The organism is Mesorhizobium sp. WSM4976 (assembly GCF_029625685.1).
Lineage (GTDB): Bacteria > Pseudomonadota > Alphaproteobacteria > Rhizobiales > Rhizobiaceae > Mesorhizobium.
Window position 1 is genome coordinate 1 of sequence record NZ_JARTVT010000013.1, and the last position, 15,989, is coordinate 15,989.

The following is a 15,989-nucleotide window of genomic DNA, read 5'->3' on the forward strand; positions in this document are numbered from 1 at the left end:
GCTATCTGAGCCCCGTCGAGTTCGAGGAGCAAGCTATGCTAGCTTAACCTGGTGTCCGAAAAACCGGCAGCAGGCCAGAACTCGACATTATCTTCGAAGGTTGAGGGTTCGCCTTGGCGTTTGGTGAATCGTCGCTGTTGGGTTCAGAGTCGACCCTCCCGACGGTGTAGGGACAGCAGGCTTGCCGCCATCGCTAATTGAGATTAGCCGCGCGTTTTTGCTCTCGAGTTCGTCGAGATAATCGGCCCACCATTGCATCATCTGGACGCGCTCGTCCCAGTGCTCAGCCCGGGCGTAGGCTCGACGAACGTCGTTGTTCTCAATGTGGGCCAGCTGTCGCTCTATGGCATCTGGATGCCATTTTCCGCATTCGTTCAGGAGAGTTGATGCCGTTGCTCGAAAACCGTGCGCAGTAGCTTCCTCTTTGCCGTAGCCCATGCGGCGAAGGGCGGCGTTAAGCGTGTTTTCGGAAATCGGACGCGAAACCGATCGAACACCAGGAAAGAGCAGCGATCCACCACCAGAGATTTCTTTAAGCGAGGTCAGGACGCTTACTGCCTGCTTTGAAAGCGGTATGCGATGCGGCCGTCGCATTTTCATGCGTGTTTCAGGAATGATCCAAACCGAGCTTTCGAAATCGAACTCTTCCCATTCTGCGGCGCGCAGCTCGCCGGGTCGGGGAAACAGCATTGCCATCAGCTTCAGGGCGGCTCTGGTTGTTGGCTGTCCATCGAATGCATCGACTGCCCTGAGTAAGCCGCCCAAGGCCTTAGGGTCGGTAATCGCGGCACGAGGTGTGACCGTCGGACTGATGAGTGCGCCCCTCAGGGCGATCGTCGGATCTGCCTCGGCGCGTGCGGTCGCTATTGCGTATCGAAACACGGTGCCGATGGTGGAGCGCAGTCGCCTGGCTGACTCGTATCGACCGCGAACCTCGACGCGACGAAGGGCGGTAAGGATGGTGGCCGGATCGATCTTCCGAATGCACATATCGCCGATTGTCGGATAGGCAAAGTCCAGGAGCCATTTGACCTTGCTGATCGTCCGGTCGGCACGTCCCTCCTTCTTCAGCTTCTCAACATATTCGTCCGCAATTGCGCGAAAGGAGTCCTTTGCCGAATCGGCCTTCCGCAAGCTGCGTTCCTTTCCAGGGTCTATGCCAGCCAGCAGGAGCCGTTTAGCGTCATCGCGCGCCTGGCGCGCCTCGGCGAGGGAGATAAGGGGATAGCTGCCCAGCGCTAGCAGTTTCTGCTTGCCGTCAAAGCGGTAGGCGAGCCTCCAGAGGCGAGAGCCCGTGGGCTGCACCCATAGCTGCAGCCCGCCCCCGTCTGATAGTTTGACGAGCTTGGAAGCGGGGCGGGCGTTTCGGCATTTCACGTCGGAGAGGGCCATCCGTCAGGTCTCCCTTGGCTGTTTCGATACCATCAGGATGCCGATTACCAACGGAAATACCATCCCTCCGCCTCGTTGGACCAAATGCGCTCGAAGCGCTCCACACCCAGCTCAAATGCGCCATTCGACGAAAAAATATCAACAATTTCAGCTGCTTGCAAAAACTGCAGCGTAGAAGCTTCGGCGAAAGGGATTGTCGGGAGAAGAGGGGATGGTGCCCAGAGGCGGATTCGAACCACCGACACGCGGATTTTCAGTCCGCTGCTCTACCAACTGAGCTATCTGGGCCTGCGCCGGCTAACGGGATCGCCCGCCGGGTTTCACGAGAGCGCCGGGCGGCGCCCCTGGAAAGCGCGTGGGTTATAGCACGGGTATCTTGGCTGTCCAGAGCAATTCCAGGAAAAGTGCGCAGCGGTTTTCCGCCCGGAATTGCGTAGAAACAAGCGCAATTCCAGGAAAAGTGCGCGGTTCTTTTCCCTTTCGGGATTGAGTGAAAACAAGTACTTAGCCTAGCCGCTGATTTTGTCGGGAAAGAAAAATCACCGAAAAGCAATGGCAGCTGCGCTTAACCCTCGTCCTGGGGCGTGGGTCCCGGCTTCGGGCTATCTTCGTCTTCCTCATCGCGGTCACGATCGGGAATGACATAGGCGCCCTTCAGCCAGCGATTGAGGTCGATGTCCTTGCAGCGCGCGGAGCAGAACGGATAGTGTTCGCGCGAGGAAGGTTTTCCGCATTCGGGGCAGGGCCGCTTCGGCCGAAGCGGTGTCACCTTATCGTCCAGGCTCATGAGCGTGAGGCGTGCCAGTTCTGGTGCGTCTTGAACCCCTCGCCCGAAAGCAACGCGATACTTTCGTAAAGCGGAAGGCCGACCACATTGGTGTAGGAGCCGACCAGCTTGACGACGAAGGAACCGGCCAGGCCCTGCACGGCATAGCCGCCGGCCTTGCCACGCCATTCGCCTGACGCGACATAGGCGTCGATCTCCTCGCGCGGCAACCGCTTGAAGCGCACCTTGGTTTCCACCAGCCGCTGGCGCAGCTTGCCGCCCGGCGTGATCAGGCAGACGCCGGAATAGACCCGGTGCGAGCGGCCGGAGAGCAGGCCGAGGCAGTTGATGGCGTCGTCGATGGTCTCGGCCTTGGGCAAGATGCGTCGGCCCACCGCCACCACCGTGTCGGCGGCGAGGATGAAGGCGGGCGCGAAACCTTCCTCGCCTTTAAGCGAGGCCAGCGCCTTCTCGGCCTTGTCCTTGGACAGGCGCCTGGCCAGCGAACGCGGATGCTCGGCGCGCTGCGGCGTCTCGTCGACGTCGGCGGGCAGCACACGGTCCGGCTCGATACCGGCCTGCTGCAAGAGTTCGATGCGGCGCGGCGAACCCGAGGCAAGCACGAGCTTCTGCAGGATGCTCATCGCGGTTCGCGCCGATTTGCTACTTGAAACGGTAGGTGATGCGGCCCTTGGTCAGGTCGTAAGGCGTCATCTCGACCAGTACCTTGTCGCCAGTCAGCACGCGAATGCGGTTCTTGCGCATGCGGCCGGCCGTGTGGGCGATGATTTCATGTTCGTTTTCGAGCTTCACCCGGAACATCGCGTTGGGCAGCAGTTCGGTGACCACACCTGGAAACTCGAGGACTTCTTCCTTCGGCATTCGATACCTTTGCTTGGATTACGGTTCCGGCGCCTGGAGCACGATGCCGAAATGGTGAAGCGGTGTTTCGGACGACATCTATGCTCCATCTGGGGTCGGACCGTTTCAGGAAACCGCCGACTCCAACCGGATTTTGCGGCGGAACCTATATGATAATCGCCCGCTTGTGAACACGCTTAATCCGTCGCGTTTTTAACCTCCGGAAGCAGGAAACGTCGGCTTATGCGCGCCTTCAGCCGCTCGCGCACGTCGCGATAGGCGGCCATGATGTGCTCACGCGTGCCGCCGGTGTCGGTTGGATCGGGCATCGGCCAGTATTCGACCTCGACGGCGAGCGAGCGGGTGAGTTCGAGCGCTGCGTGATGCGCCTCCGGCGCCAGGGTCACGATCAAGTCGAAATAATCATCTTCCAGATCCTCCAGTGTCCTGGGCTGGCGCCCGCCGAGCGAGAATCCTTCCTCGGCAAGCACGGCATCGACGAACGGATCGCGCTCGCCGGCGCGCACGCCGGCTGACGCGACGAATGTGGCGGCGGGCAGCATGCGGCGCGCCAATTGCTCCGCGATCGGCGAGCGCACGGCGTTCATGCCGCACAGAAACAGGATCGAGTGAGGCAGGCCGGGCACTAGAGCATGATCCCAAAAAGTGGGAACCGGTTTTTGGAAAAGATCATGCTCCAACCAAAGAGCATGATCCCAAAAAGTGGGAACCGGTTTTTGGAAAAGATCATGCTCCAACCAAAGAGTATGATCCCAAAAAGTGGGAACCGGTTTTTGGAAAGGATCATGCTCCAACAAAGAGCTGGATCAGGATGGCGGTTCAACGAAACGTCATCCTGATCTAGCCCCGCCAGTGCAGCACGCAGACCAGCGTGAACAGCCGCCGCGCCGTGTCGAAGTCGATCTCGATCTTGCCGGCGAGCCGGTCCATCAGGGTCTGCGAGCCCTCATTGTGAAGGCCGCGCCGCCCCATGTCGATCGCCTCGATATGGCTGGGCGTCGAGGAACGGATGGCCTCGTAATAGCTCTCGCAGATCAGGTAATAGTCCTTGACGATGCGCCTCAGCGGCGTCAGCGACAGGATGTGGGTGACCACCTCTGCGCCGTTCTCGCGGCTGACGGCAAAGACCAGGCGCGACTCAGCCAACGACAGCTTGAGCTTGTAGGGACCGGCGCCGCCGTCGTTGACCGGCTTGAAACTGTTTTCCTCGATGAGGTCGAAGATCGCCACCGCCCGCTCGTGCTCGACGTCGGGCGTCGAACGTCCGATCGTTTCGTCGAGCTCGACGTCGATCAGCCTGTCGCGGGTTTGGTGACGGCCGGACATTGCTACATGTTCAGCCTGATCGCGACGGAGCGGGCATGCGCATCGAGCCCTTCCGCCGTGGCGAGCGCGATCGCGGCGGGCGCCAGCGCCTTGAGCTGCTCCGGCCCGAGCTTCAGGATCGAGCTGCGCTTGACGAAATCGAGCACGGACAGACCCGAGGAGAAGCGCGCCGAGCGTGCCGTCGGCAGAACGTGATTGGAGCCGCCGACATAGTCGCCGATGACTTCGGGCGTATGCCGCCCAATGAACACGGCGCCCGCGTTGCGCATCCTGCAAAGGTAGTCCTCGGCATCGTCGAAGGCGAGCTCGACATGCTCCGCCGCGATCCGGTCGACCAGCGGCAGCGAGGCCTCCAGTGTCGGCACAAGGATCACCGCGCCGAAATCGCGCCAACTGGCGGCCGCCGTCTCGGCGCGCGGCAGGACTTTCAGCTGGCGTTCGACCGCCTGCTCGACCGACTTGCCGAATTCGGCATTGTCGGTGATCAGGATCGACTGCGCCGAGACATCATGCTCGGCCTGCGCCAACAGGTCGGCGGCGATCCAGTCCGGATCGTTGTCGGCATCGGCCACCACCAGCACTTCCGACGGCCCGGCGATCATGTCGATGCCGACCGTGCCGAACACTTGGCGCTTCGCCGCCGCGACATAGGCATTGCCCGGCCCGACGATTTTGGCAACGGGCCTGATCGTCTCGGTGCCATAGGCAAGCGCGGCAACGGCCTGCGCGCCGCCGACGCGGTAAATCTCCGAAACGCCGGCAAGGTCGGCCGCCACCAGCACCAGCGGATTGATGATACCACCTGACGCCGGCACGACGATGACGATGCGCTCGACGCCGGCGACCTTGGCCGGCACGGCGTTCATCAGCACCGAGCTGGGATAGCTCGCCGTGCCGCCCGGCACGTAAAGGCCGACGGCTTCGACCGCCGTCCATCGCGAACCAAGCTCGACGCCGGCGGCATCCGTGTAGCGATCGTCCTTCGGCTTCTGCCGCTCATGATGCGAGCGGATACGGTCGCGCGCGAATTTGAGCGCCTCCACGGTGGCCGGATCGGCCGCTTCATAGGCCCTGGCGATGTCGCTTTTCGAGACGGCGATGCCGAGCGCGCTGAGATCGGCTTTGTCGAACTTCAGCGTGTAGTCGATCAGCGCCTTGTCGCCTTCGGCGCGCACGCGGGCGATGATGTCCCGCACGACGGCCTCGACATCGGCCGAAACCTCGCGCTTGGTGATGAGAAAGGCCGAAAAACGCTGTTCAAAATCAGCCTCTTGCTGGCGGAGCGTTATTGCCATTGCGCGTTAGCCTCTGTGGACCGGTCGCGAGGTGGCTTCCCAGGAACCACCGACGTCGGCAAGCCTGGCCTCGATGCATTCGACGTCGAGCATGATGGTGCCGCCGCCCGAAAACACCAATTCGACGATGCCGGCCGGCTTGCTGATGGCAATGAAGCTGATCGCCAGCAGCGACAGCACTTCAGCCGGCTTGTCGCGTGGAATGCCGCTGGTCTTGACGCCGAGCACCCGGTCGAAGTGCAGGACGCTCTGCCGCCGTTCGTTATGCTGGCGGAAGAGGCCCGATTTTGCTTCCCAGACGAAGCGGTTCATGGTGAGCACGAAGCGCTTGGCCGCCGGCAGGTACTCCAAGTCGGAGACCTTCATCACGGCGTCCTGGACATGCGCCGAGACGATGCTCAGATCCTGATCGTCGAGCGCGATGAGCTTGAGAGCTGCCATGCGGGATGCGCACCTGAACGTTGACAATTCAGCGTTCTGTTAGAGCATGATCCCGAAAAGTGGAAACCGGTTTCCGGTAAGGATCATGCTCACACAAAAAGCTAGAGCGTGGTTGAACTCCACGCTCTAGTGGGTCTTTCCGCTCGGCGCAACCACTCGGAAGGAATGCCGCGGAACGTCAGCCCGAAATGCGCTCGATCACCGCGCCGCAGCCGGAGAGCTTCTCTTCCAGCCGCTCGAAGCCCCGGTCGAGGTGGTAGACGCGGTTGACCGTGGTCTCGCCTTCGGCTGCGAGCCCGGCGATCACCAGGGACACCGAGGCGCGCAGGTCGGTCGCCATCACGGGAGCGCCCTTCAGCTTGGCGACCCCGTCGACGATCGCCGTCTGGCCGGATAGCGTGATGTGGGCGCCGAGGCGGGCAAGCTCCTGCACATGCATGAAACGGTTCTCGAAGATCGTCTCAGTGATGCGCGACTTGCCCTTGGCCATGGTCATCAGGCCCATGAACTGCGCCTGCAGGTCGGTGGGGAAGGCGGGGAAGGGGGCGGTGGTCACGTCGACCGGCGCAACGCCGGCTCCGTTGCGCTTGACGCGGATGCCCTCATTGGTCGGCGTGATCTCGGCGCCAGTCTCGACGAGAACGTCGAGCGCCGTCTGCAACAGGTCGGGCCGCGCGCCTTCCAGCATCACATCGCCGCCGGTCATGGCGACGGCCATCGCGTATGTGCCGGTCTCGATGCGGTCGGGGATGACACGCACGCGGGCGCCGGACATCGCCTCGACGCCCTGGATGGTGATGGTGGAGCTGCCGGCACCATGGATCTTGGCGCCCATGGCGATCAGGCATTCGGCGAGGTTGACGATCTCCGGCTCGCGAGCGGCGTTTTCGAGCACCGTCTCGCCCTTGGCGAGCGAGGCCGCCATCATCAGCACATGGGTGGCGCCGACCGAGACCTTCGGGAACACGTAGCGATTGCCGTGGAGACGGCCGTTCCTGGTCCTGGCCACGACATAGCCATTGTCGACGTCGAGCTCGGCGTCCAGAGCCTGTAGGCCCTCGAGGAATAGGTCGACCGGGCGCGTGCCGATGGCGCAGCCGCCGGGCAGCGATACCTTGGCCTCGCCCATGCGGGCAAGCAGCGGGCCGATAACCCAGAACGAGGCGCGCATCTTCGACACGAGCTCGTAGGGCGCGGTGGTGTCGACGATGTTGCGGGCGGAAAAATTGATGGTGCGCGAATAGCCTTTCTGCTGGCTCTCACGGCGGCCGTTGACGGAATAGTCGACGCCGTGATTGCCGAGGATGCGGATCAGCTGCTCGACATCGGCCAGATGCGGCACGTTTTCGAGCGTCAGCGTGTCGTCGGTGAGCAACGAGGCGATCATCAGCGGCAATGCCGCGTTCTTGGCGCCCGAGATCGGAATGGTACCGGCAAGCTCATTGCCGCCGACAATTCTGATGCGATCCATGAGAAAACGTCCCCTCGGCCCGAACAGGCCGCTTCAATCGGTTGAGTGGCCCGGCTTAGACCATTGGCCGGCTTGGTTCAAGAAGTAGGATTTTCCTAAAACCGGGTCGACTATGGCCGGGCAGTATGGCCGATTTGGTCAGTCCTTGTGCATTTTTCCAGCAGCCGGCAAGCCTTCCGACCGCTGATCGGCATCACGGGCGCTCTGCTTGTCAGCGTCGCCCGCGCGCCGCGATCGCGTCTGCGCCTTGCGCTTCTGCAGATTGGAGCGCAGCGCCTCTGCCAACCGTTCCTTGCGCGCGGCTTCGCCCTTTTTCGGTGGATTTGTCTTCTCGCCCATCGTCCAATCCCTAACCGGTGGTCAGCCGGCTGCGATTCCGCAATTGCTAGCATTTTGGCCCGGCGGTGTCATGAAAGCAGGCGGTCGGGCGGGTTTGAAGCATGTCTCCCGAAAGTGGGAACCGGTTTTGGGATAAAGACATGCGTAAAATCAAAAACCTAAAGCGCATGGAGCGAATCTGAAAGATTGCGACGCGCTTTACGCTGTGGATCAGCCGCGCACGCTGCTTCGAGCCGCATAATTGTTGGCAAGAATCGCATTCGAGGATTTGGGTTTTTCTTGGCCTTGCGCTTGCCGGTTCGATATGGCAGAAGCGCCGCCATCGCAGGCTGCGGTAGCTCAGTGGTAGAGCACTCCCTTGGTAAGGGAGAGGTCGAGAGTTCAATCCTCTCTCGCAGCACCAGCACTTTCCCGGGAACTGTTGGCTGGACGCGCTTGACGATGGTCTGGCGCCAATCTATGGCGATGCCTCGCCTGTGAAGCCTCGTGGCGGAATGGTTCATGCAGAAGACTGCAAATCCTTCAATTCCGGGCGAGGCCTCCAGCTCTTGGGCCACCACAGCACCTAGCCGGTTTACCGGTGCGCCCAAGAAGCCGACCGATCGCGCCGGCTCAGTTGGTGACGTGCGACAGCCGCAGGCCGGCTTCGTCAGGTGCTTCGGCCATGCCTTCCTCCGCGAAGCGGAACATGTCCTCGAAATCCAGCTCGCGCTCGAAAATGACGCCGCCGACGCTGATCGCAAGCACGTCCTTGTCGCCTTTCGGCGCGAAATAGATTTCGCCGACCGCGCCGCGAACGCGTTCGCCGACGTCCTTGGCATCCTCTTCGCTCGCGCCCGGCAGGAAGACGCCGAACATCGAGGTTCCGATCCGGCCGATCAGATCGTCCTTGCGCACCGAGGATCGGATGGCCGATGCGATCAGCCGCAAGGCCTCGTCACCCCATTCCAGACCGAAGCGCAGGTTGATCGACGCCAGATGCTCCGGATGGATGACCAGGAAGGCGCCGGAGCGAGGACCGGCCGGTCTCGCGGACCTCCTGTCGACCATCGATGTGAACACTTTGCCATTCAGGCAGCCGGTCAGCTGGTCGTAGGTGCCGGATTTGGTGAGTTCCTGCCGGTAGCGGCGGATTTCGATCTGTTGCCAGCCTAGCAGCGCAAACAGCGGCAGGCCGATGACGATCGGCACGATGATGGCCGTGACAGCCCCTCGGGCGAACGGCGTCAGGCTGTCGCTGAAAAGCATCAGGTAGTTCAGCGCGAGCGAAAGGACGACACACCCGGCGGTGCCAAGCACGGCCAGCAAGATGAGATGCCTCCATGTTTGAGCCGGGGCGGTCGGTGTTTTCGTGATCAAGGGCCAATCTCCTGTTCGACGCATTGGCTTACAGGAGGTCCGTTGCAATTTCGGTTTCAGGGAAGCGTACAATTTGATGCAAAGTCGGCTTCTTCTCCATGGGAAGCGCTGGGTCGGGCCCGCAGCTTGCGCGCTTGATGACTTGCCCGGCCGTTGGAGCAGCCCATGCTTTCTAGAATCGCTTAATCGGTCTGACCATTCTGCTTTCACGCAATTCCATGACGCAACTGTTCATGGGCTTTCCCGCGATTGCCCTATTGCGGCGGGCCGAAAATGCCCATCCTGGCTTCTCTCGCCACCGCTTCTGCCTTGCCGTAGATGCCGTTGTGAGCGGCCATCGCCCAGCCGTTGGAGACAAGCCAGGCGCCGACATCCTGCTTGCCGAGCGCGCAGGGCGCGGCGATGGCGAAGCGGTCGTCATCCGGCGGCAGGAAGCATCTCAGCGCCCGGCCGCGCAGCCAGGCGTTGAAGGCGGCCCGCGCCCGCTGGCCGCAGGGCCAGGCGGCCTTGTCGAACGTGCAGGTCCTGTGGGGGTCTATGTCGATCGTCCCGCTGATGGCGACCGTGCGTCCCATGGCCTCGAAGACCACCGAGGAGGTCGCCACCGGACCGAAAAGCAGCGTCTCGCGCCAATCCCGCGGCATCGGCGTTTTCGGTCGCGGCGCGAGCCCGAGTTCGCCGAGCGGGGGGCGCGGCTCGATGCGCTCGATCCCGGACGGGTCGAGCGGCGGCGGCGCAATGAGATCCTCGGCGATCTTCCGTGCCGGCTCGCCCGGCCGCGTGTCTTGAACCGGGACCTGAGAGGCCGTCTTGAGGTCGCCGGCATCTTGGAGTGGCGTGACGGGCGGCGGGCCGGGCGGCAGCCAGCGCCTGCCCTCCGCGATCAGCAGCATGCCGGCGAGCAGCCCGAGACCACCGATCATCGGCGCCAGCAGCGGGCGGCTGCGCGGTTTCGCCTGGCTCACGAGCGGGCCTCCATGGGATCGTGCCGATAGCCGGTGGTGTCGCTCGAGCCCGACCTGTTAGCTCCTGTCGACACGGCGCCGCCCCGACCGTTGAACCCGTCCACACATTAGACATGAGCGACATTCCTTGAAAAGCAAGGCGTTGCGTTAAGTCTCACGCAACCAATGCATTCTAGAATCGGTCATCGGATGTCGAGGGGATGACATGATGCGCAAGCCGATACTGCTTTTTGCCTTTCCGGCCCTGATGCTGGTTCTGCTGGCGGCGGAGCGGATGGCGGCGCTGCTTCTCGGCTTCTATCCGGCCAGCCCCGCCGTGTGGCACGCCTGGCTGGCGCTGCGGCCGTTCTCGACCATGTTCTGGCAGCAGGCGCATGTCTATCTCGGCGGGTCGATGGCGCTCGACGCCGCTATCCTTGTTTTCGCGGCGGGCGCCTGCTGGACGATTTGCCAGGCAAAGAGGTCGGCCGGCTTCTTTCTGGCCAATCATCTTGCAGTAATTTTTGCCGGGCTGATGATGATGCTGAGCAGCCACGCGGAAACGGCGAGCACCGTTGCCGCCTTCACAACGTCTCGTGGCCTGCAGTTCTCAGTGATGGTCGATTTCAGCTTGCAAAACTGCTTGGTGCTATGCCTGGGCTTGGCGGCCTGCGCTTACTGCCATGTCGTATTTCTGCGCGAGGCCAAGGCGCGCGCCGAGGCCCGCGCGGTCCGCGTGCTTGCGCTGCAGCGCGATCTGTAGCCGGCCGTTCGGGGCCGGGCGGCGGAACAGCCGAGGGCTCAGTTGATCTTCTTGTAGTAGACCTTGCCGTCGGGCTGCTGGATGCGCTGGTAGGAGGGGTTCGGGCCTGGAGGCGTCACCTTCCGCTTGATCGAGGGCTGCGCATCGGCGGGAGCGGCACCGCCTTCGTCGGTCGCGGACGCATCCGCCACCGTTGTGTTGCCGAGCATAGCCGGCTCGGACGCGCCGGGCGCCGGCTCGCCGGCCGCGACCGGCTGGCCTTGCTCCAGCTTGGCTATATTGCCGTTGATCTGGCCGAAATTCGCCTGCAACTGGCGGTCCAGCGTCTCGAACCGGCTCTGGAAACCGTTGTTGACGGCGTCGATACGGGCGCCGATGCGCTGCTCGAACTGGCCGAGTTGATCCAGCCGCGCCTCCATCGTCCTGAGGTCGTTGACGCCGCGATAGAGATAGACCGCGGCCGTCACGTTGACGGCGGTGACAAGCACCGCGCCGACGGCGATGACGCCGATCATCCTGGCCCGGCTGGGCTTTCCCGGAACGGTTTCCCGGTGACCGAGTTCGATTGCCGGAACGTCCGGCTCGCTGATCATCGTCATTCAACCACCACCTTTGCGCCCACCGCGACGCGCTTGAAGAGATCGATCACATCGGTGTTCGTCAGCCGGAAACATCCGGACGTGCCGTCGAAACCGACGCCCTTGGGATCGTTGGTGCCATGGATGCGATAGAGCGTGTCGCGCCCGTCGCGCGAAAGATAAAGCGCCCTGGCGCCGAGCGGATTGTAGGGACCGGCCGGGACCCTGGCCGGCAGTTCCGGCTGACGCGCGCGCATCTCCTTCGGTGGGCGCCATTCCGGCCATTCGGCTTTCGACGCAACCTTGACCGTCCCGGTCCAGCCGAAGCCGTCGCGGCCGACGCTGATCTGGTAGCGCAGCGCCTGGCCCTGATCGGTCACCAAATAGAGCGCTTTCTCGTTCTTGCGGATGACGATGGTGCCCGGCTGCTCGCTGGTCTGGAAGGCGACCGCTTTGCGCAGGCTTGGGCCCATGGCGGGCAGGGGAGGCAGGCTCGATCCGCCTTCCGCGAAACCACAGATCGACATCGACGCAACGCCAATCAGGCAAGCGGCCACAAAATGCGTGGCGGGGCGGCGGCTAGCGCTGGGCATTGTCCAGCCGCTCCTTGAACATGCGCTTGAGGTCCTTGTTGAAACGCGCGCGTCCATCCACCTCGGAAGGCAGGATGGCGCGGTTCAGCGCGTCGGCCAGGAGCGCGTTGTCCAGCGCCAGTGACTTGATGTGGGGCGCCTTGAAGATCTTCTCCAGCTCGCTGCGCGAGAAGTGGTTGCCGAACCATTTGCGCTTGTGCTTGTTGGCGACCAGCGTGATGCTCACCTTGTTGCCGCGCAACTCGCGGATCTTCTTGTAGAGCCGCTTGCCTTGTCTCAGCGAGGCGACGTTGAGCTCGAAGACGATGAAGATCTCGTCGCTCGTGCGCAGTACCGAATCATGCCACGGCGTCTCGATGTTGGGCAGGTCGATCACGATGTTGTCGAAGCGGTAGGCGACGAGATCGAGCAGCCGGAACACGAAGTCCGAACCGTGCGGCTCGAATGGCAGCTGCGGCCGCTCGAAGGAATAGAGCGTGAGGCCCGACGGCCGCGACAGCTTGATGACGTCCATGAGCTCGACATCGAGCCGGTCCGGCTGGCCGATGATGCCGGAAAGGTCGAACTGGTTGAACTGGTTGAGATAGGCGCCGCAATTGGCGCTCTGGAAATCGAGGTCCACGAGGCAGGTCGCGGCCGCCCGCTCGGCCGACTTCGAGGCCAGGTACTCCGCCGCCGAGATCGCCAGCGTGGTGGCGCCGGCACCGCCGCTGGCCGCAATGAAGGTGATGATGCGGCTCTTGGTGCCCTGGTTGCCGGTGTCGTGGAAGGTGACGGCGTTGAGCAGCTCCTTGGCGTCGAGCGGCTTGTGCAGCCAGTCGGACGCATTCATGCGCACCAGGACGCGCGTCTGCTCGGAGGTGAGCTCGTCGGAGATCGCGATCAGCGGCACCGAAGCCCAGGCCGCACGCGCCTCGACGATCGCCGCATTGCCGAGCAGTTCGCCATTGCCGAGATCGAGGATGATGATGCCCGGCCGGCTGTCGGCAGGCGGTCCTTTGAGGAACTCCGCCGCATCCGAGACCTTGACGTCATAGATCGCCAGCGCGTCGAGCCGTGTGGTGACATCGCGCTTGAAGTTCGGATCCGACGAAAACAGCGCCACCTGCTTGCGCTTGGTCGGGAGGACTCTGGTGTCGATGGCGTTCATGGCCATGTGCTCTTCAAATCTTCGCCCGTGACCGTGCTAAGCATGGAGGGCATGTTGATGTTCGCGAAGCCCATCAGTCCCTGGAGGAAGAAGAACTGGAAGGTCCGGTTCTGAAGGCTGACTGCGATGGTCGGCACGGGACCGCCGAGGCGGGTCTGGTAGCCGAGCCCGGTCGCCGTGTAGGTGACGACGACGTTGCTGCGCAGCAGACCCGAGAAGAAGTGGCACATTCCGGGCCGCTGGGTGCCGGTAAGCGCCGGGCAGGTGTCGTCGTTGGTATTGGCTGTGTCGCCGCGGAATATCTGGCTGAAAGCAGCGGCATTGAATCCGCCGTTGTTGGTGCAGGACCCCGTGCCACTGCTGTAACTGCAAACGAACGGACCGTAGGCCCCGGCCACCACGGGCGCGCCGGGGTTGGCTGTCGGTACGGCGGTAGCAAGATTGGTCGCGACGGCATCGGATATTGAGGCCAGCCGCGCACCGATCTGCACGGCCTTGGTTGCCGCATTCCACTGATAGAAGGCGTAGCCGAAATCGACGAAGCCGAGCGTCAACGCAAAGAGCAGGGTCGCGACGATGGTCATCTCCACCATGGCCGCACCCTCCTCGGACTTTGCGAAACGCCTGATCATCGTCAGAACCGCATCAACCGTTCTTGATGTGAGCCGCTCAGGGTGATCGGGCCGATGCCAATCAGAGATAGCATGCCGACGCCGGTGTAGGGGTAAGTACCGTCTGCCTGGACGACGCAGACTTGTGCGGTCGTGGATCGATACTGCATGACACCGCCCACCACCGCGTCGTGGCAGCCGGTGCCGATCGTCACAGTGACATTGGCTTTCTGCCAGTTAGGGACGCGAGCGTTGCCGGTACCAGCTACATTGCCATAAACCGCGATATTGCTGGCGATGTCGGCGCAGTTTATTGCTGCCAGCCCGGCATCCGTATAAATCTGGCTGTTGCAGCGCGCAGCGAAACGGGCTCCATCGGAAAGACCGGCCTCCATTAGAAGCTTATCATGGATGAGATTGCCGAACTCGAACACGCCAGCCGAAAGCGTAAGCATCAATGGCGCGACAAGCGTCATCTCGACCATGACCGCGCCGCGTTGGTCTCGTCTGAATTTTTTTAGATGTCGAGTGACGAACCTGAGCATCTTCGTCACCGGTAGAGCTGGGCTTCATCGCGGAGGAAACTATCCAGAGTTCCCTGTCCGCCCCGACCGGCAATGTCGACGAGCTCGACAAACACTGAGCCGCCTGCGTTGGCGCCTGGAACAGGCTCCGTCAGGAAGAAGCTCGCGAAAGCCTCAACGGGCAGGTTGGTGCTGTTGCCGTTCAGATCGTTGCCGGCGGCTTCCAGCGCATTGCAGTTGAGGATCGCGCCATAGAGCAAACGACGGTCAACCGATGTCACTGGAGGCTGGCAGGCGTTTGGCGGTGTTCCCACTTCGCCGCCGGTCGAGGCATGGCCCACCAGATTATTCGCGATCTCGTATTGGTAGACCTGATATCGGGTCGGTTTGCTGGTGTCCCAGGAAGAGGGATAGCTGGTTCCACCGAAATTGGTGCTCCAATAGCCGGACATGTTCCAGTTCCCGTCGCCCATCCGGCCGCCCATATATGGTGTCGTGGCGTCCCTCGGCAGGCCCATATTGCCCGTCGCATTGAATGTCAGCTGGTTGTAGTTCGGGCACTGGTTGCCGTTCGTCGACGCACCCTTGCGAACGTTAGTGGCCGGGCCGTATTCGGGACTGTTGAAGCCGCTGCCGTTGCCGTTGATCCCGAACCGCACGTTGAACGCGTCCTGAATCGGGCCGGTGTTCTGGCCGGTCTTCGTGCTCACGCCTTGTGATGAATAACAGCCGATCGGCCTTGATGTCGCAATTGTCTGCGCGAGGCCCTGGGCTCCGTTGCCTACGCTGTCCGGAGGCGCCAGAAAGCCGAAATTGCCAGGGCCGTATGCGGCATTGTTGCCCACTGTGCGAAGCTCGATCAGCCGTCGGCGAATTGACGGGTCCGATGCTGCTTGCTGCAACGTGACGCCACCGGCGTTGTTGGTGCCGTTCACCATCTCGTATGGATTGCAGATGAAGACAGGGGTGTAGTTGCAGACACCTGAGGTGAACCCTGCAACAGAGACCGCGCCCACGTTGAAACTGTTGTTCGCGGCGTTCCCGGTCAAGAAGGACGCCGGGAATATGGCCGCGAAGCCGACAGGTGTCACTGTCACGCGGATGAACCGGGCGTTCGGCGCATCCGTCACTTCGTCGGTGATGATGTTGGCTGCCGCTATGGGCGAGCTGTCCGAGGCGGGAAGCGACCGGAGGTAGGTTCTCGTCACTCCGGCAGCTAGCAAGGTTTGCGGAACGTTGGCTGTGGAGAAGGTATACTTGTTGAATACCAGGGTCGACAGCGCTCGATCGGCACGCACGATTGAGTCGGTGCGGCCATCCAACTCTGCTGCGGCGGCCAAAGCCATGCCGTCAGCGCCCTTCTGCAGGTCGTTGTGCATGTTGTTGACCCGGCTCATGTCGATCGCAAGCAGCGAAAAGCCGATGATTGCCGGCAGCATGATGCTGACGAGGAGAAGTGCGACGCCGCGCTGATCGCGCCAGAACCTGCGTATGGTCCCCAACATGACCTTACTCTCTGTTCTCAACGCTTGGCCTCGTCACCCAGCGTTTGTCA

The 15,989-nt window shown here is 62.4% G+C and carries 19 protein-coding genes and 2 tRNA genes; 2 read left to right on the forward strand and 19 right to left on the reverse strand.

The features are described 5' to 3' along the window. Positions 1–87: 87 nt before the first annotated feature. From P9272_RS17060 to P9272_RS17110, 11 genes are all read right to left on the reverse strand, one after another. Entirely contained in the window at positions 88–1,392 is a 1,305-nt protein-coding gene (locus tag P9272_RS17060) for an integrase arm-type DNA-binding domain-containing protein (RefSeq protein WP_278161409.1), read from the reverse strand. A gap of 212 nt (positions 1,393–1,604) precedes the next feature. Beyond that, positions 1,605–1,680 (reverse strand) — tRNA-Phe (locus P9272_RS17065). A gap of 277 nt (positions 1,681–1,957) precedes the next feature. Continuing rightward, complete coding sequence (gene yacG, locus P9272_RS17070; protein WP_278161410.1) at positions 1,958–2,179, reverse strand: DNA gyrase inhibitor YacG; 222 nt, start codon at positions 2,177–2,179, stop codon at positions 1,958–1,960. Further along, positions 2,176–2,802, reverse strand: coding sequence for a Maf-like protein (locus P9272_RS17075; protein ID WP_128258279.1), 627 nt, complete (start codon positions 2,800–2,802; stop codon positions 2,176–2,178). Before P9272_RS17075 ends, yacG begins: the two co-directional genes overlap by 4 nt. Before the next feature lie 19 nt (positions 2,803–2,821). Then, on the reverse strand, positions 2,822–3,040 hold the full coding sequence (infA, locus tag P9272_RS17080) for a translation initiation factor IF-1 (RefSeq protein WP_006200926.1): 219 nt from the start codon (positions 3,038–3,040) through the stop codon (positions 2,822–2,824). Positions 3,041–3,216: 176 nt separating this feature from the next. Beyond that, a complete protein-coding gene (locus P9272_RS17085; RefSeq protein ID WP_278161411.1) occupies positions 3,217–3,666 on the reverse strand; it encodes a low molecular weight phosphatase family protein in 450 nt (149 codons plus the stop codon). Positions 3,667–3,880: 214 nt separating this feature from the next. After that, positions 3,881–4,366 (reverse strand): UPF0262 family protein, encoded by a 486-nt coding sequence (locus tag P9272_RS17090; protein ID WP_278161412.1) that lies wholly within the window; start codon positions 4,364–4,366, stop codon positions 3,881–3,883. A gap of 2 nt (positions 4,367–4,368) precedes the next feature. Continuing rightward, on the reverse strand, positions 4,369–5,661 hold the full coding sequence (gene hisD, locus P9272_RS17095) for a histidinol dehydrogenase (RefSeq protein WP_278161413.1): 1,293 nt from the start codon (positions 5,659–5,661) through the stop codon (positions 4,369–4,371). 6 nt (positions 5,662–5,667) lie between these two features. Further along, on the reverse strand, positions 5,668–6,102 hold the full coding sequence (locus P9272_RS17100) for a DUF2948 family protein (protein WP_128258276.1): 435 nt from the start codon (positions 6,100–6,102) through the stop codon (positions 5,668–5,670). Positions 6,103–6,280: 178 nt separating this feature from the next. Then, entirely contained in the window at positions 6,281–7,573 is a 1,293-nt protein-coding gene (gene murA, locus P9272_RS17105; protein WP_278161414.1) for a UDP-N-acetylglucosamine 1-carboxyvinyltransferase, read from the reverse strand. Positions 7,574–7,711: 138 nt separating this feature from the next. Beyond that, complete coding sequence (locus tag P9272_RS17110) at positions 7,712–7,912, reverse strand: hypothetical protein (RefSeq protein WP_128258274.1); 201 nt, start codon at positions 7,910–7,912, stop codon at positions 7,712–7,714. 328 nt (positions 7,913–8,240) lie between these two features. Here P9272_RS17110 and P9272_RS17115 point away from each other — a divergent pair. Continuing rightward, positions 8,241–8,315, forward strand: a tRNA-Thr gene (locus tag P9272_RS17115). Positions 8,316–8,524: 209 nt separating this feature from the next. Here P9272_RS17115 and P9272_RS17120 read toward each other — a convergent pair. Together P9272_RS17120 and P9272_RS17125 are read right to left on the reverse strand one after the other, a co-directional pair. Further along, positions 8,525–9,271, reverse strand: a complete 747-nt coding sequence (locus P9272_RS17120; protein ID WP_278161415.1) for a GGDEF domain-containing protein — start codon at positions 9,269–9,271, stop codon at positions 8,525–8,527. Between the two features lie 254 nt (positions 9,272–9,525). Beyond that, positions 9,526–10,236, reverse strand: coding sequence for a thermonuclease family protein (locus tag P9272_RS17125; protein WP_278161416.1), 711 nt, complete (start codon positions 10,234–10,236; stop codon positions 9,526–9,528). Positions 10,237–10,441: 205 nt separating this feature from the next. Between P9272_RS17125 and P9272_RS17130 the strand changes: the two genes are divergently transcribed. Then, entirely contained in the window at positions 10,442–10,978 is a 537-nt protein-coding gene (locus P9272_RS17130) for a hypothetical protein (protein WP_278161417.1), read from the forward strand. Between the two features lie 38 nt (positions 10,979–11,016). Here P9272_RS17130 and P9272_RS17135 read toward each other — a convergent pair whose 3' ends face one another. From P9272_RS17135 to P9272_RS17160, 6 genes are read right to left on the reverse strand one after another with little or no spacing between them, the layout of a single operon-like run. Continuing rightward, a complete protein-coding gene (locus P9272_RS17135; protein WP_278161418.1) occupies positions 11,017–11,577 on the reverse strand; it encodes a hypothetical protein in 561 nt (186 codons plus the stop codon). Continuing rightward, on the reverse strand, positions 11,574–12,149 hold the full coding sequence (locus tag P9272_RS17140; RefSeq protein WP_278161419.1) for a L,D-transpeptidase: 576 nt from the start codon (positions 12,147–12,149) through the stop codon (positions 11,574–11,576). The genes P9272_RS17135 and P9272_RS17140 overlap by 4 nt, the downstream gene beginning before the upstream one ends. After that, positions 12,136–13,299 carry an AAA family ATPase gene (locus P9272_RS17145; protein WP_278161420.1) on the reverse strand — a complete coding sequence of 388 codons (1,164 nt, stop codon included), beginning with the start codon at positions 13,297–13,299 and terminating at the stop codon, positions 12,136–12,138. Before P9272_RS17145 ends, P9272_RS17140 begins: the two co-directional genes overlap by 14 nt. Then, a complete protein-coding gene (locus tag P9272_RS17150) occupies positions 13,296–13,892 on the reverse strand; it encodes a TadE/TadG family type IV pilus assembly protein (protein WP_278161421.1) in 597 nt (198 codons plus the stop codon). The genes P9272_RS17145 and P9272_RS17150 overlap by 4 nt, the downstream gene beginning before the upstream one ends. Before the next feature lie 41 nt (positions 13,893–13,933). Further along, positions 13,934–14,455, reverse strand: a complete 522-nt coding sequence (locus P9272_RS17155; protein ID WP_278161422.1) for a TadE/TadG family type IV pilus assembly protein — start codon at positions 14,453–14,455, stop codon at positions 13,934–13,936. Positions 14,456–14,460: 5 nt separating this feature from the next. Continuing rightward, positions 14,461–15,939 carry a TadE/TadG family type IV pilus assembly protein gene (locus P9272_RS17160; RefSeq protein WP_278161423.1) on the reverse strand — a complete coding sequence of 493 codons (1,479 nt, stop codon included), beginning with the start codon at positions 15,937–15,939 and terminating at the stop codon, positions 14,461–14,463. Positions 15,940–15,989 lie beyond the last annotated feature (50 nt).